The following is a 16,426-nucleotide window of genomic DNA, read 5'->3' on the forward strand; positions in this document are numbered from 1 at the left end:
AACTTTTCACCCGTGACTAAACTTGGGCACCACTTATCTTTAGCGGCTCTTGTACCCCAGGTGGCGACCATCCATGTGGCCATATTATGAATGGTGAGCATGGCAGTAGTAGTAGTACAGCCCATAGCCAGTTGTTCAAAAATAATAGAAGAATCTAAACGGCTTAAACCCATGCCGCCTTCGTCTTCTGGTGAATACAAACTACAAAAGCCTAACTCACCGGCTTTTTGAATCACCTCTTTTGGAAAAATATGTTCTCTATCCCACTTCGCAGCATGGGGCGCTAATTCCTGTTCAGCAAACTGTTTGGCTGTATCGGCAAAGGCTTGTTGGTCATCGGTCAAGTCAAAATTCATAATAACGTCCTACTTCAACGAGATAGTCATATTCGGGCCTGAAGGAATATCATCTTCAAACCAACGAGCAGTAACGGTTTTTGTTTCAGTATAAAAGCGTACCGCTTGTTTACCATAGGCATGTAAATCGCCATAAAACGAGTTTTTCCAACCAGTAAATGAGAAAAATGGTAGAGGTACTGGAATAGGCACGTTAATACCTACTTGACCCACTTCAATCTCATGTTGGTACTTGCGTGCAGCAGCACCACTGGCAGTAAAGATAGACGTACCGTTTCCGTATGGGTTGCGATTCACTAGGGCAATGGCCTCTTCTAATGTATCCACTGTCATACAACACAAAACTGGGCCAAAGATTTCTTCTTGGTAAATCACCATGTCTTCACTTACATCAGCAAAAACAGTTGGTCCTACCCAGTTTCCATGTTGGTAACCTTCTTCATCTAAAATAAAATCAGAACCATCGAATAAACAAGTTGCACCTTCATCTTTACCTTGTTGAATAAGCGACAATACTTTTTGTTTAGCTTGTGGACTAATTAACGGGCCAAAACCAGCGGACTCGTCGTTCCATAAGCCTGGTTTAACCGCTCTTAGTAGCTCAGTTAATTCACCAATCCACTCTTTCGACTCACCCACAAATACTGCAACAGAAATAGCCATACAACGTTGCCCTGCAGCACCTACAGATGCGCCAACCAAGTTATTAATCACTTGCTGTTTATTTGAATCAGGCATGATAACCGAATGATTTTTCGCACCGGCAAAACACTGGGCTCGTTTCATATTGTCGGTGGCTGTTTTATAAATATGCTGCCCTACTGGCACCGAACCAACAAAGGACACAGCACGGATGTCTGGATCTTTTAGTAATGCATTCACTTGATCTTTACCGCCATGCACAACATTTAATACACCTTCTGGTGCGCCAGCTTGAGTAAACAACTCAGCCAATTTCATTGGGGTAAGAGGATCTTGCTCTGACGGCTTGAGAATAAACGTATTGCCACAAGCAATCGCCATCGGAAACATCCAAAGTGGGATCATCGCAGGAAAGTTAAAGGGAGTAATACCTAAACACACCCCTAGTGGTTGAATATAACTATAAGTATCAATGCCTCGGGCCACATTTTCAGCGGTTTCGCCCATCATCATTGAAGGAATATTCATTGCTTGCTCTACGACCTCAATACCACGCCAAACGTCTCCTTTTGCATCAGCAAAGGTTTTGCCTGTTTCACTGCTTAGAATAGTCGCGATTTCATCGTGATGTTCTTTTAGCAATTGCTGATAACGCATCATGACTCTTGCTCTTTCTGAGGCGGGCACCTCTTTCCACTCTTCGAACGCCGCTTTTGCACTCGCTACAGCTAAAGATAATTCTGCTTCAGTTGTGCATGCCAATTCTGCAATCACTTCATTATTCGCGGGATTAGTCACTGGTATATTTGACGAGGAAGACGAAGCTATCAACTCGCCATTGATCAGGGATGGAACAAGCTGCATAAATAATCCTAAGTAGTTTATATAGTACGAGGCTAACAAATTTTTACCTTTACGTTAACGTAAAGCAAACAATTTAGTTTAGACCAACTGTTTCGTTAGCTATACAACCACAAACTATAGGTTTAAGCCGAACTGAGGATGGATACGCAAAAAATTGATTATTTTTATCACGTCTGCCTGCTATGCTGCTGAATATCTGTAGAAAAATAGTCCGTTCATATGTCACTTGCTAAAGTTAAAGTCGCCGTTGTAGAAGACAATGGAATGGCTCGCGCCAATATACGAAATCATTTACTGGATATGGGGTTTGGTCAAATTAGCTGCTTCAGCAATGGCCGAGAACTAAAAGCCAATATGAAAAATCAGAAATTGGATCTTCTGTTGATGGATTTTCACCTTGGTCAAAATAAAAATGGTGTCGAAGTCGTACAAGACTTACAAAAGCAGAAAAAAATAACCCACTCCACTTGTGTCATGTTTATTACCTCTGACCGGTTGCCGCTGATTATCGGGCAGATTGTAGATGTACATCCGGAAGCATTAGTAGTCAAACCTTACACAATACGCAATTTAGCTAAGAATATTTCTAAATGTCTCAACCTACATAAATATTTAATGCCCATTTACAGATTGATGGATGATGACAATTATTCAAAAGCGTTAACCCAACTTGACCAATTAATAGAAAAAAATGCCCAACCCAAGAAAAAAAGTGCCATGGTTAAACTGCGCGCTAGGCTACTCACTAAATTGGGTCACTATTCTGAAGCCGCGGAACTGTATCGAGGCATTTTGCAACAATCCAACAAAGTTATATGGGCCAAATGGGGCTTGATTCAAAACCTTTTTTTGGACGGCCATGTTGATGAAAGTGAAACCTTACTGCGCGAACTGACAGAGTCAGAACTCACCAATGATAAAGCCTGTGAATGGTTAGCACGTATTAGTGTGAACAATAATCAATATAGTAAAGCCGAAAACTACATGCAGAGAATCCGCGAAGGCGAACTATCAATCCCTGCCGCTCGATTAAAAGCCTATATTTATCAAGCACAGGAACGCGGCGAAGAAGCGATAACATTGTTAGAAAAAAAACGCGAGTCCAACCGCTCTATTCGTGAACGTTATGATGAAATATCCCTCGATCTGGCCCGATGTTATATTGCTGAAGCCGAACAAAAACCTAAAACCCAGTGCACTGCAGATTTACAAGTGGCGAAATTTCTAATTGGTGCTGCAGGTAGAAAACTGTCCGATCCTAGTTTGAACATTAGAAAAGACTATATGTTTGCCATGATCGCATTCATGGAAGGCAATGTGGCTAAAGCCAATGAAATATTAGCGCGCCCCGGTATGAGTGAATTACAGGACGCTGAAATATCCACTATTACCGATGCAGTTCAAGCATGGCGAAATGCTGGTGATACTGAAAAAGCCAAAAAGTTTTTAAAACTTAGCCAAGACAAACTGAAAGATATTGAAGACGGCAATGAAAAAACCGTTTCTGGAATATTGATTGCAAAAGGCGAAGAAGCCATTGGCGAAAGAAGACCGCAAGCGCTTGAATTTAATAAGATTGGATTACAAAAATACACCAACAAAAATTTTGTGGGCGCAACGGACGACTTCTATCAAGCGTATTTACTTTTCCCCAGAGAACTCGCTTTTAGTCTCAATTTATTGCAAGGATTAGTAGACGCTGAGTTATTGACCTACAAAAAAGTCAACACTCTAGAGTTTTTAGCCGAACTACAAAACCGCGAACTCAATGAAGGCAATCAAAAACGTTTGGACGAAATCGTCAACCGTATCACCAAGAAAAAAGACGTGTATTTTATTGCCAGTGAAAAAGAAGAACAAGATAACGACGCTGAAGAAGAAAGCGACTCATAAAAACAAACAGCAAAGTTAAAAACAAGGCCCTATCAATGTATGAGCCGCAGCTATTTTGAGCCTTGTTGTTTTAGTGTAAATGTACGTTGTAGCTATGAAGTATCGCTAGGTCGCTCCGTGAATGGAAACGACCCGCCTGGATTTACGATCCTACTCAAACAAATCCCTGTGCAACGCACACACTACATCCCGACTATCCGTATCATTCACAAGAAGTGAAAGGTTATGGGGATTCGCGCCATAACAAATCATGCGTAAATTGTAATCAGCCACCGCTGCAAAAATTTTGCTAGAAACACCTGCGGAACTGTGCATGTTATTCCCAACCACCGTTATCAGGTCGTAGTTTTCTTCTACTAACACATCACAAAACTGACTGAGTTCTTCAATTGTTTCTTGATTAAGTCGTGCAAGCACAGAATTAGCGGGGTTATCTAGGGTAAAAGACACCGAGATTTCAGATGTAGTGATTAAATCAACACTGAGTTTGTGTTCAGCAATGATGGTAAAGACTTTTTGTAGGAAACCTTGGGCATACATCATTTTAGGGGTTTTAACCGTTACCATTACCTGTTCTTTACGGCGTGTTATAGCCCGATAAGAGGGTTCAGTTTCACAATCTCGAACAATCCATGTACCGCCTTTTTTAGGCTCTCTACTTGAACCAACAAATACTTTTATATCTTGTCTAAGTGCGGGTTCCATCGTAGCGGGGTGTAATACTTTGGCACCAAAGGTTGCCATTTCTGCAGCTTCTTCAAAGCTAAGTTCTGGTAATGGGCGAGCAGCCTCGGTGATCCTTGGGTCGGTGGTGTAAACACCGATCACATCGGTCCAAATTTCACAGGATTGTGCATTCAATGCTTCAGCTAACAAAGCGGCGGTAAAATCTGAACCACCACGGCCAAGGGTAGTGGTATTTCCCTGTTCATCTGCACCAACAAATCCTTGGGTAACTAACACCGTATCAGCAAGTGCAGGTAACATCAGTTGTTTTGCTGCCATGCCAATTTGTTCTAAATTGGGCACAGCCTGACCAAACTCACTGTCCGTTATAAGTACATTGCGTACATCAAAGTTTTCAGCTTTTACAGCATATTCGTTGAGAACGGCACTGAACAACAACGAAGACATTCTCTCACCGTGAGATAACAAGGCATCTTTTAAATCCGCACGATGGATAATTTCTTCATGCAATGCTAAATCGGACAAAGAATTTTGTAACTGTTGTAATTTTGACTCTACTTCATCGACGTTTTGTAACGCCTGCAATATAGCCATTTGAATAGCGTCTATATCAATTAGCTTTTGTTTAATTTGCTCTTTAGACATGGCTGTATGTGCAATATCAACCAACAGATTAGTGACGCCAGCTGAAGCGCTGACCACCACTACTTTTGTATTCGGATTATTTTTAATAATATTGGCGCAATTTTGCATAGCCGCAAAATTTGCTACGCTAGTACCACCAAATTTGGCTACATTTAAGTTATTCTTTACGTTTTCAGACACTGAATTCATTACTCGTTGCACTAACCGCTGATGAGCATAAAAGTAGCAGTTTTTGGTTATAATTAAAAAGTAAAAATTAGGGTATGAAACAGCTTTTTTGGAATAGTATATTCGTCTTGAACAAATACCTTATGGCTTACTCAGGTAAAGCCGTTGCTTAAACTTTAAATAAACCTTTATTTAATAGGAATTTGTACAGTATCTCCTACTTGAATACCGTTTATCGCAAACCACCCTTGGTTCATTTCCCAAGCGTAAAGCACAGGTTCAGAAGAACCGATGGAAGTTAAATCGTGCGGCTGCATGGCTTTGATATCAGTAATTTTTCCATCAGCACGAATAAACGCCACATCTAGGGGGATAAGCGTATTTTTCATCCACATACCAGCGCGCTTAGCCTGTTTGAAATTAAATAACATGCCACAGCTGTCACACATTTCTTTTCTAAACATCAGCCCTTGGGCACGCAACTCAAACGTATTGGCATATTCTAATGGGTAGATATGTTGTTTCACTTGGACTTGGATCTGAGGAAATACAACATCAGTTTGCTCAGCAAAACTCAGGCTAGAAACAAAGGCGAGTAAAACAACTAAAACGGGCAAACGAAGTTTAAACATATCTATAATTTCTTAAAAACAATTAGGCTGCTAGGTTACAGTTTTTTACAAGAACAACCCATATCTTTATCGCTGGTTTCCCACTCTTGAAAATCTCCTTGCGCACATCTCTGCTCTAATATTCTGCATTCTTGGGCTGTATATTTAACTTGAGTATCGGCCCCATCAGCAACCGCACTGCCCACCATTTGCCTAACATGGCTTTTTGTACAGCCGGTGCCCAAGATTATTACGGCCGCAAACAACATTATTTTTAGTGATAATTTCATTTTTAGTCCAAATCAAAAATTGTTAATCATCTGAATAGTAAAGCGGCAAAAAGTTCAGCGCTGAATTAAGAATAGGCATAAAAAAGCCGGTACAGCTAAGCGACTGCACCGGCTGTATTTACTCGTTAAAGCTAAGCAATATTAAGCGCTGGAATAATATTCGATTTTGCAGCTTCTTCGGCTTTTTTGAATGCGTCCATACGGTCGAAATTTAAGTATTTAAACACTTCAGCTGACATAGACTCAATCTTACTGGCATAAGACATATATTCTTGTGTAGAAGGGATTTTCCCCATAATCGCGCCTACAGCGGCTAGTTCAGCTGAACACAAATACACATTTGCACCGTCACCTAATCGGTTAGGGAAGTTGCGCGTAGAAGTAGAAAGCACGGTTGAATTGGCCTCAACCCTTGCTTGGTTACCCATACAAAGTGAACAACCAGACATCTCAAGACGTACGCCGGCTTTAGCATAAATATCGTAGTAACCTTCTTCAGTTAACTGAGCCTGATCCATTTTGGTCGGTGGAGACATCCATAAACGGGTTGGCAATGTGCCTTCAAATTGTTGTAACAACTTACCTGCAGCGCGGAAGTGCCCGATGTTAGTCATACAAGAACCAATAAAGACTTCATCAATTTTGTTACCTGCTACGTCTGATAAGGTTTTGGCATCATCAGGGTCGTTCGGGCAACATAAAATCGGTTCTTTAATCTCCGTTAAATCAATTTCGATTGTTTCAACATATTCTGCATCAGCATCTGCTTGCATCAATTCAGGTTTGGCTAACCACTCTTCCATCTTACGCGCACGGCGTTCTAATGTGCGAGCATCACCGTAACCTTCGTTAATCATCCAACGTAACATAGTGATGTTAGAGTTGAGGTACTCAGCGATAGACTCATCAGACAGTTTGATAGTACAACCCGCTGCCGAACGCTCGGCTGAGGCATCAGACAGCTCAAACGCTTGCTCTACAGTTAAGTCGCTCAAACCTTCGATTTCTAAAATTCGGCCAGAGAAGGCGTTTACTTTACCTTTTTTAGCAACGGTTAATAAACCTTGCTTGATACCGTATAAAGGAATGGCATGCACCAAGTCACGTAAGGTGATACCTGGCTGCATTTCACCTTTAAAACGTACCAAGATGGATTCAGGCATATCAAGTGGCATAACACCTGTGGCTGCAGCAAACGCCACTAATCCAGAACCCGCAGGGAATGAAATACCTAAAGGGAAACGGGTATGAGAATCGCCACCTGTACCCACAGTATCAGGCAACAACATACGGTTTAACCACGAGTGAATAATTCCGTCACCGGCAAGTAGCGATACACCACCACGGTTCATAATGAAATCTGGCAAGGTATGCTGAGTTTCAATATCGATAGGTTTTGGATAAGCGGCTGTATGACAGAACGATTGCATGGTTAAGTCAGCAGTAAAGCCTAAACAGGCTAAGTCTTTAAGCTCATCACGGGTCATAGGACCGGTTGTATCTTGTGAGCCAACGGTGGTCATTTTAGGTTCGCAGTATGTACCAGGGCGAATACCGTCTACGCCACATGCACGGCCAACCATTTTTTGCGCTAACGTATAACCTTTACCTGTATCAGTAGGTTGGTAAGGCTTGCGGAATAAATCAGATGGCCCTAGCCCAAGCGACTCACGGGCTTTTTCAGTTAAGCCGCGACCAATGATTAGGTTAATACGGCCACCAGCGCGCACTTCGTCAAGTAAGACATCAGACTTGTATTGATATTCAGCTAATACTTCGCCAGTTGTTGAATTAGTAATTTTGCCTTCCAGTGGGAAGATATCAATTACGTCACCCATGTTCATTTTTTCAACGTCGGCTTCAAATACTAACGCCCCTGCATCTTCCATGGTGTTATAGAAAATCGGCGCTACTTTACTGCCAATACAAATACCGCCACCACGTTTGTTAGGTACACCGGGTAAATCTTCACCAAAAAACCATAAAACAGAGTTAGTGGCTGACTTACGTGATGACCCAGTGCCTAAAACGTCCCCCACAAAAGCAACCGGATGTCCTTTGGCTTTTATCTCTTCAATTTGTTTGAGTGGCCCTACTTCACCGTGTTTTTCAGGGGTTAAACCATCCCGGGTCATTTTAAATGCAGCCCGGGCGTGTAAAGGGATATCGGGGCGAGACCATGCATCAGGTGCAGGAGACAAATCATCAGTATTGGTTTCGCCCGTCACCTTAAATACTGTAGCAGTGATTTTTTCTGGCATGTCTGCTCGAGAGGTAAACCATTCAGCATCAGACCAAGACTCGATAATGTCTTTTGCATAAGCATTACCAGCTTTTGCTTTTTCTTCTACATCATGGAAAGCATCAAACATTAACAATGTATGTTTAAGTTCTTCAGCAGCCAATTCAGCTAAGTCTGGGTTATCAAGAGCCGCAACTAAGGTGACGATGTTATATCCACCGTGCATGTTACCTAACAATTGAATGGCCGCATCTTTAGAAATCAAAGGAGAAGTGGCTTGGTCTTCAATAATTGCGGTCAGAAAACCGGCTTTAACATAAGCGGCCTCATCCACTCCTGGGGGAACCCGCTCTGATAGTAATTCTAATAATGTTTGTTCTTCACCAGCTGGTGGTGTTTTTAACAACTCGACTAAATCAGCAACTTGCTCTGCATTAAGCGGTTTAGGTGGAATACTTTCTGCAGAGCGTTCTGCAACATGTTTACGATAGGCTTCTAACACAATATAACCCTCTAAATTGACCCCGAAAAATTCACAATATCTGGAGTGTAGGAATGTAACCATACAAGTATAAGGGTTATTAGCAAAAAGTTAAATTGGCTGAGTTGCTCAAGTATTCTCGAACTACTTCGTTATGGAATTTTTATCTGGCGATACTGCGACGTGTATTTTTGGATAACTGAATGAGGATGTAAAAACAAAGGTAAAGTAAAACAAGCCGAGAGGCTTGTTTTACTTTAATTTATGAAATGAGCTAACTTAGCTAGGATCGGCAATTCTTACTGCAACGGCCGGTGCTGATGTTAATTCATGAGTGGATGGAGCAAAATCAGTTAGGTTAATACCTTTAACCGCAGCTGTATACTCATCCATTGAAGGGAAGCGACCAAGCATGCTTGAAAGCACAACCAATGGTGTAGAACCCAGTAGTGATTCACCTTTCTTCTCGGCTGAATCTGCTACAACACGACCTTGGAACAAGCGAGTTGAAGTAGCAATAACGGTGTCACCTGGCTCAGCTTTTTCTTGGTTACCCATACATAAGTTACAACCAGGGCGTTCTAGGTACATGATATTTTCGTACTTAGTACGTGCTTCGTTTTTAGGCGATGCATCGTCAAATTCAAAGCCTGAATATTTCTGTAAAATTTCCCAGTCACCTTCAGCTTTAAGCTCATCAACAATGTTATATGTGGGTGGTGCTACCACTAATGGTGCTTTAAATTCAATTTTCCCATTTTGTTTTTCAATGTTACGGAACATTTGTGCAATGATTTGCATATCACCTTTATGCACCATACAAGAACCAACAAACCCTAAATCAACTGATTTATCTTTGTAGTAAGATACAGGGCGAATAACGTCATGGGTGTAACGCTTAGATACGTCTTCGTTGTTTACATCTGGATCAGCAATCATTGGCTCGTTAATTAGATCTAAATCAACTACCACTTCTGCATAATACTTTGCATTGTTATCTGGTGTTAACGCTGGCGTAGTACCTGACTGAATACCTTCAATACGCTTGTTAGCAATATCGATAAGTCCTTGCAGCGTTTTGGTGTGATTTTCCATACCTTTATCGATCATGATTTGGATACGGCTCTTAGCAATTTCTAATGATGCAACTAAGGTATCATCCTCTGAGATACAGATTGAAGCTTTTGCTTTCATCTCTGCAGACCAGTCAGTGAAGGTAAATGCTTGGTCAGCTAGTAAAGTACCAATATGTACTTCGATTACGCGGCCTTGGAAGACGTTTTCGCCACCAAATTGTTTAAGCATTTGCGCTTGAGTGGAATGAACAACATCACGGAAATCCATGTAGCTTTTCATTTTACCTTTAAAGGTCACTTTTACAGACTCAGGAATTGGCATTGCCGCTTCACCTGTAGCAAGTGCTAAAGCTACTGTGCCGGAGTCAGCACCAAATGCGACACCTTTAGACATACGAGTGTGAGAGTCACCACCAATAATGATAGCGCGGTCGTCCACTGTGAGATCATTCAATACTTTATGAATTACATCAGTCATTGCCGGATAAACACCTTTAGGATCACGTGCTGTGATAAGGCCAAAAGCGTTCATAAAACTCATCAATTTAGGAATATTAGCTTTTGCTTTACTATCCCAAACTGAAGCCGTGTGACAACCAGATTGATAAGCACCATCAACGATTGGAGAAATAGTTGATGCAGCCATTGCCTCAAGCTCTTGGCATGTCATTGGTCCTGTGGTGTCCTGAGAACCAACAATATTGACTTTAACACGCACATCCGAACCTGCGTGTAATGCACTTTTAGAGGTTACACCAACAGCATTTCTATTAAAGATTTTTTCAACTGCGGTTAAACCTTGGCCTTCAATTGAGGTTTCTTTTGCAAGTGCAAATACTGCCGGAGCGTCTACACCTAAGGCTTCAGCAGCGAATGTTTGCAGTTTTTTACCAAATACCACAGCGTAAGAACCACCAGCTTTCATGAATTCTACTTTTTGCGGGGTAAAGGCTGACGATATATCAGCCAGCTCTTGGCTGCCGTTGAATAACTTCTTGGCTTTAGTATCAATAGTTAATACTGTTCCAGTTGCGACTGAGTAGGCTTCTTCTAGGACTGTATCGCCATTTTCGTCAACCACTGTATTGCCATTTGCATCGACTTTCTTAACCCAGTTTTTAAGATCAAGACCAATACCGCCGGTGACATCAACCGTGGTTAAGAATATGGGAGAAATACCATTTGTACCCGCTACCACTGGTGCAATGTTTATAAATGGTACATATGGACTGGCTTGCTTACCGGCCCACAGTGCTACGTTATTCACACCAGACATACGAGATGAACCGACACCCATAGTGCCTTTTTCGGCGATTAACATCACTTTCGCGTTAGGATGTTGAGCTTGTAACGCTTGAATTTCTTTTTGCGCTTCTGGCGTGATCATACATTGGCCGTGTAATTCACGATCTGCACGAGAATGAGCTTGATGACCAGGTGATAATAAGTCAGTTGAAATATCACCTTCACCCGCTATATAAGTCACCACTTCAATTTTTTCAGCTACTTCAGGTAATTTTGTAAAGAATTCAGCTTGGGCGTAACTTTCTAATAAATCTTCAGCAACCGCATTGCCTGCTTTTAAAGCAGCTTCAAGGCGAGCTGTATCAGCGTCGTATAAAAACACTTGAGTTTTTAGTACGTCAGATGCTTTAGCAGCTAGTGCAGTATCGTCACCTAATGCAAGGTCAAGTAACACTTCGATTGAAGGGCCGCCTTTCATATGTGATAACAATTCAAAAGCAAATTCGACTGATATTTCAGCAACAATCGCTTCGCCAAGGATGATTTCCTTTAAGAATTTAGCTTTTTCACCGCCCGCACTGGTTGTTCCCGGCAAGGTGTTATAGATGAAGAAATTAAGCGACACTTCTCTGTGCTCATGAGCCGAGTCTTTAATTTGCTCGATAATTTCAGCTAATAGATCAGCGCTATCAATTGGCTTAGGTGCCAATCCCAAATTTTTCTTACGACTTTCAATTTCTTTTAAATATTCTACAAACAAACTCATATACACCTCTCAAGGGCTATAACAGACTACTAAAACGATAATTAGCAGGATAAAATTTTTGTCGACAACTTATTGGATTTTCTATCCTTTAAGCTTCGTTTGGTAAAATAAGTAATATTTACTTATGTGACTCAAAAGGAATAATCGCCGCTACACGCTTAAACACGTGTTTTTGATAGGTACCTAACACGATTAATTCCTCTAGATTGACCCCTAACCATAACTACTAGTGTTTGGAGTTCTGGAATGAAACCGCACAAGTATAAGGGTTATTAACAAAAAGTGGAATTGTGTAGAGTATTTGTTTATCTATAATCAGTATTCATTTAAGTTATAAGTTACTGAAATTTACAGTTTTTTAACAAAATAAACACTGAGTCGAGCTAATCGGGCACAACTCGAAGTACTTTACCTTGAGCGCTATCAGTTAATATATAAATAGAACCATCAGGGTGAACACGAACATCTCGAATTCTTTGTCCTAGTTCTTTAAACAAAGAGACCTGTCCTAGCACTTTCATATCGTCCATTTGCACCCAACGTACTTCTTTAAATTTGAGCACGCTCACCAAAAAATCACCGTTGAGTGTTTTAAACATTTCACCAGAATGAACAGCCATACCTGAGGGTGCGATCGACGGTGTCCAGTCTATAAACGGTTGCTGCATATTTGGATATTCGGTAAATGGGCTAATACGCCCACCAATATAATCTTTACCATAGGTGATGACAGGCCAACCGTAATTGACTCCTGCTTGAATAATATTTAGCTCATCCCCGCCGTCAGGACCATGTTCGTTAGAAAAAATAACGTCTCGCATGGGATCGTATAAAATAGCTTGTGCGTTTCTGTGCCCATAACTGAACACATAGTTACTCAATGAATCCGCTTTTTCATTTAAAAATGGGTTGTTTGAGGGAATGCTCCCATCGTCATTAATCCGTATTACTTTACCAAGATGATTGTTAAGTCTTTGGGCATCCTCTCGATAATCGAACCCATCACCGCTGGTAATCAGTAATGTGTTGTCCGGTAAAAAAGTCATACGCCCAGCAAAATGTACTGGGGTATCTTTATAGGGGCTAACAGTAAAAATGGTTTGTTGCTGAATAAGCTGATTACCATTTAACTTAGCTCGCATAACCTGCAAAGCGTTTTTGTCATCTGTACCAACAACATAGGATAAATATAACCAACCATTGGTTTGATAGTTAGGATGTAGCACCAAATCCAACACCCCGCCTTGCCCTTTCACATAAATATTTTTTGGCAGTCCAGCGAGGGGCTCTGAAACATCATTTTTACTGACTATTCTGATTTGACCTGTGCGCTCAGTAACCAGTAAATTACCATCAGGTAAAAATGCTAATGACCAAGGAAAGTTTAAATCTTCGGCGATGGTTTCGATTTCATAACTTGGAAAGGATAACGCCTCTGCTTTCGCTGAACCTAATGACAAGATAAAGGCAAAAGTCAGACTATAAATAAAAACTCGAAAATGCATAACTTGCTCGCTTATGGACAGTAAAAAAATTCACACCAAAATATCTCAAACTCTTTTGAATACAACACGTTGAGACGATATGGTTACAAACTTCAATTAGTAACTGAGTTGATCTTAGTTCACAGTTAACGCATGATTGCCTAGTTCCTAGATCAATGCAATTGCCCAAATTAAGCGACTCATATGAAATTTAAGTTTTACCTCAGACTTTGTAGCCATTTTCTCATTGCGACAATTTTTGCATTTGTATTAGCCAGCCTTTTCCATAGTCAATTTGTTATGGCCGAATTAACGTCAGTGGGAGTCACAATTAGTTTTGTAGACAGACTGAGCATGAGTTTGGATGATTTAATTGGCTTATATCCACGTTATGGTGTCGTCATCGCCGTCAGCTTTTTAGTCGCCTTTTGTATCTCAGCACTGTTACTTAAACGCTTTAAGTTTCCTTCCTCAGTTGTTTATTTTATAGGCGGCGGATTTGGCGTTGCTACAGCACTTGTAGCCATGCATCCGATTTTAGACATTACTCTGATTGCAGGCGCCAGGAGTACTTTAGGGTTTATCTCTCAATCCTTAGCAGGCGCAATGGGAGGATGGGTGTTCAGTCATTTACGAAATGCCCGCAAAAAAGTCGCTTAGTTTAACGACTGAGCTTTTATTCAGAGAAATGCGCGAGTAAATGGTCAATCGCCAATCGCGCTCTCATAGGTAAAAAGCGACGGTCTTGGTACACCACCCAACTATAAGACTCGCTACGCCAAAATGGTTTTAATACTGGAATTAAGCGTCCTTGCTCAGTTGCACGCAAGAAATTATGTTGTGGCATATAGGCAATACCTAAACCTTGTTCACATGCGTTAACCACAGCATGGGCATTATTACTCTTCCAACGCCCCTGCACTTTTACGCTCTGTTCTTGTTCTCCATTTATAAATATCCAATGGTCATTATTCGAAATAATACAGCTATGGGCTTTTAAGTCATTTGGATGTTTGGGTATCCCATGTTCAGCCAAATAGGAGGGACTGGCCACCGCCATCATTGGATGGGCTAATAACTTTCGAGCAACCAATCCAGAATCCTGTAATTTGCCATATCGGATCGCAAAATCGATACCGTCTTCGACAAAATTAACCGGTTTACTATTAAAATCAATATCAATGGATAATTCAGGATGTTGCAAGGCGAATTCCATTAATACTGGTGCCACTTGCTGCTCAGCAAAGGTGCCAGCAGCGCTGACTCTTAACGTGCCAACCAGCTTAAGTTGCTGAGAATTAATCTGTTCGTTGGCTTGTTGTAATCCAGTGACTAAGTCTTTGCATTGATGGTAATAACTTAATCCAGCAGATGTGAGGCTTACCAATCTAGTTGTACGTGCAAACAACGCACAACCTAAACGTTTCTCCAGTTTTGAGATTTGTCTACTAACATGGCTTGTACTGCAACTCAGTTGTTTTGCGGCTGCCGAAAAACCTTGGCTCTCAGCAACACAAACAAATTCAATGATACCTTCGAAATTTTCCATAACTGACTATTGTTGCCATATAACAACAGTAATTTGTCATTTCGCCATATTGTTGTCAATACGCTGAAGAATTAATATAAGCCGAAGATAAAGAAAGTGCATCACAAGACCAATTAAAGGTAATTAAAATGAAAAAAATACTCATCCCTGTGACTAATCATGCAACCTTAGGCACAACCGACCAAGCCAATGGAACATACTCACCAGAGCTTACCCATGCATTACATGTGTTGTTAGAAGCTGGGTTTGATTATGATATTGCATCGATCAAAGGTGGTGAAGCACCACTTTATGGTACTGATATTGAAGGCGATAACGTAAACAATGACTTATTAAACAACCAAAATTTACAAAGCAAAATCAAAAATACTATCCCGGTATCCAGCGTAAATATAGAGGATTATGACGCTGTATTTTATCCAGGTGGGTTTGGGCTACTTACCGACTTAGCCAGCAACAAAGATTTTGCAGCACTGAGTGCCAAACATTATGAAAACGGCGGCATTATTGCTGCTGTTTGTCATGGCCCCGCAGCCTTGCTACCCATCACATTAAGCAACGGCGAAAGTTTATTGTCCAACAAATCTGTTACGGCCTTTACCCGTGAAGAAGAAATAGATTTTGGCACAATAAACGACATACCTTTTCTATTAGAAGAGTCACTTGCTCGCAGCGCTGCTCGTTACAGTAAAGTACAACCCTGGGGTGAATTTGTTATAGAAGACGGACGTATTATTACAGGGCAAAACCCTACTAGTGCACACGCTGTGGGTGTAGCCTTAGTCAAACAGTTAGCCAAATAAAAGTGCATATGTAGAGAGCGAAAATTGTTTTTCGTTCTCTACAAACTCAACTAAAACTCCTCTCGTAATGCTCGCCTAGAAGCCTTATCAACCAAAGCAAACACTCTATCAACATGCTCTTTTTTGCTAGACACTTGATGACCGACTACCTTCACCAATTCACATTTTAGGATAGCGGTTAATCGATAAAACTCTTGGTACAATTCATAATTATTTAGCCGTTTTTTGTTGCTTGATAAATATTTATTCTGCTCAAGAGCAACACGTCTTTCTGGCAAACTAATAATATTTTGTGAATCGGTATAAATGGTGATTAACACATCGCTTTGGCTATTCAGAGAAATAACTTCTTGCAGCGACCACAACAAGCCTTGCAATTCTAATTTAGTCGAACTGGTGTTTTCAAAACGTTTAATTTTTACGCTATTTTTAAGCTGGTCTATGGACCCGTTTTGATCGGTTACAATCAAGTAGGCAGCATACCCAACCTTTAACTGAGTATTAACACTGCCATCAGTGAAAACCTGAATGTGATGCATTTTCACCTGCTAATAATTTTTCGCTAAGCCAAGAATGAGCTTAATATCATTTCTTAAAAAGTGAGTCTACATACTACATGAGTCT

Annotated in this window: 13 protein-coding genes; 3 read left to right on the top strand and 10 right to left on the bottom strand. The window is 40.9% G+C overall.

Annotated features, from left to right (window positions below; translation table 11 throughout):
- A partial coding sequence (locus tag QZ488_RS12030; RefSeq protein ID WP_293748969.1) for an acyl-CoA dehydrogenase family protein occupies window positions 1-356 on the bottom strand: 356 nt, incomplete at its 3' end.
- Between the two features lie 9 nt (window positions 357-365).
- On the bottom strand, window positions 366-1,862 hold the full coding sequence (locus tag QZ488_RS12035) for a CoA-acylating methylmalonate-semialdehyde dehydrogenase (protein ID WP_293748971.1): 1,497 nt from the start codon (window positions 1,860-1,862) through the stop codon (window positions 366-368).
- A 219-nt stretch (window positions 1,863-2,081) separates the two neighbouring features.
- On the opposite strand from QZ488_RS12035, the gene QZ488_RS12040 reads away from it, so the two are divergent.
- Window positions 2,082-3,755: a response regulator gene (locus tag QZ488_RS12040; RefSeq protein ID WP_293748973.1), complete on the top strand. Its 1,674-nt coding sequence runs from the start codon at window positions 2,082-2,084 to the stop codon at window positions 3,753-3,755.
- Between the two features lie 150 nt (window positions 3,756-3,905).
- Here the strand turns inward: QZ488_RS12040 and lysC are convergent, their stop codons facing one another.
- The 6 genes from lysC to QZ488_RS12070 all read right to left on the bottom strand — a co-directional run bounded on the left by lysC (window position 3,906) and on the right by QZ488_RS12070 (window position 13,471).
- On the bottom strand, window positions 3,906-5,276 hold the full coding sequence (gene lysC, locus QZ488_RS12045; RefSeq protein WP_293748975.1) for a lysine-sensitive aspartokinase 3: 1,371 nt from the start codon (window positions 5,274-5,276) through the stop codon (window positions 3,906-3,908).
- A gap of 167 nt (window positions 5,277-5,443) precedes the next feature.
- Window positions 5,444-5,887 carry a DUF192 domain-containing protein gene (locus QZ488_RS12050; protein ID WP_293748977.1) on the bottom strand — a complete coding sequence of 148 codons (444 nt, stop codon included), beginning with the start codon at window positions 5,885-5,887 and terminating at the stop codon, window positions 5,444-5,446.
- A 35-nt stretch (window positions 5,888-5,922) separates the two neighbouring features.
- A complete protein-coding gene (locus tag QZ488_RS12055; RefSeq protein WP_293748979.1) occupies window positions 5,923-6,156 on the bottom strand; it encodes a hypothetical protein in 234 nt (77 codons plus the stop codon).
- A 131-nt stretch (window positions 6,157-6,287) separates the two neighbouring features.
- On the bottom strand, window positions 6,288-8,900 hold the full coding sequence (acnB, locus tag QZ488_RS12060; RefSeq protein WP_293748981.1) for a bifunctional aconitate hydratase 2/2-methylisocitrate dehydratase: 2,613 nt from the start codon (window positions 8,898-8,900) through the stop codon (window positions 6,288-6,290).
- 258 nt (window positions 8,901-9,158) lie between these two features.
- A complete protein-coding gene (locus tag QZ488_RS12065; protein ID WP_293748983.1) occupies window positions 9,159-11,966 on the bottom strand; it encodes a bifunctional aconitate hydratase 2/2-methylisocitrate dehydratase in 2,808 nt (935 codons plus the stop codon).
- A 383-nt stretch (window positions 11,967-12,349) separates the two neighbouring features.
- On the bottom strand, window positions 12,350-13,471 hold the full coding sequence (locus QZ488_RS12070) for a PQQ-dependent sugar dehydrogenase (protein WP_293748985.1): 1,122 nt from the start codon (window positions 13,469-13,471) through the stop codon (window positions 12,350-12,352).
- 183 nt (window positions 13,472-13,654) lie between these two features.
- On the opposite strand from QZ488_RS12070, the gene QZ488_RS12075 reads away from it, so the two are divergent.
- Complete coding sequence (locus QZ488_RS12075) at window positions 13,655-14,110, top strand: hypothetical protein (protein WP_293748987.1); 456 nt, start codon at window positions 13,655-13,657, stop codon at window positions 14,108-14,110.
- 16 nt (window positions 14,111-14,126) lie between these two features.
- On the opposite strand, the gene QZ488_RS12080 is transcribed toward QZ488_RS12075, so the two are convergent.
- A complete protein-coding gene (locus tag QZ488_RS12080; RefSeq protein WP_293748989.1) occupies window positions 14,127-14,999 on the bottom strand; it encodes a LysR family transcriptional regulator in 873 nt (290 codons plus the stop codon).
- 128 nt (window positions 15,000-15,127) lie between these two features.
- Between QZ488_RS12080 and QZ488_RS12085 the strand changes: the two genes are divergently transcribed.
- Complete coding sequence (locus QZ488_RS12085; RefSeq protein ID WP_293748991.1) at window positions 15,128-15,802, top strand: type 1 glutamine amidotransferase domain-containing protein; 675 nt, start codon at window positions 15,128-15,130, stop codon at window positions 15,800-15,802.
- Between the two features lie 50 nt (window positions 15,803-15,852).
- On the opposite strand, the gene QZ488_RS12090 is transcribed toward QZ488_RS12085, so the two are convergent.
- On the bottom strand, window positions 15,853-16,341 hold the full coding sequence (locus QZ488_RS12090; protein WP_293748993.1) for an RNase H family protein: 489 nt from the start codon (window positions 16,339-16,341) through the stop codon (window positions 15,853-15,855).
- Window positions 16,342-16,426: the final 85 nt, after the last annotated feature.

Origin of the sequence: uncultured Paraglaciecola sp., assembly GCF_913020055.1 — a bacterium.
Classification (GTDB): domain Bacteria; phylum Pseudomonadota; class Gammaproteobacteria; order Enterobacterales; family Alteromonadaceae; genus Paraglaciecola.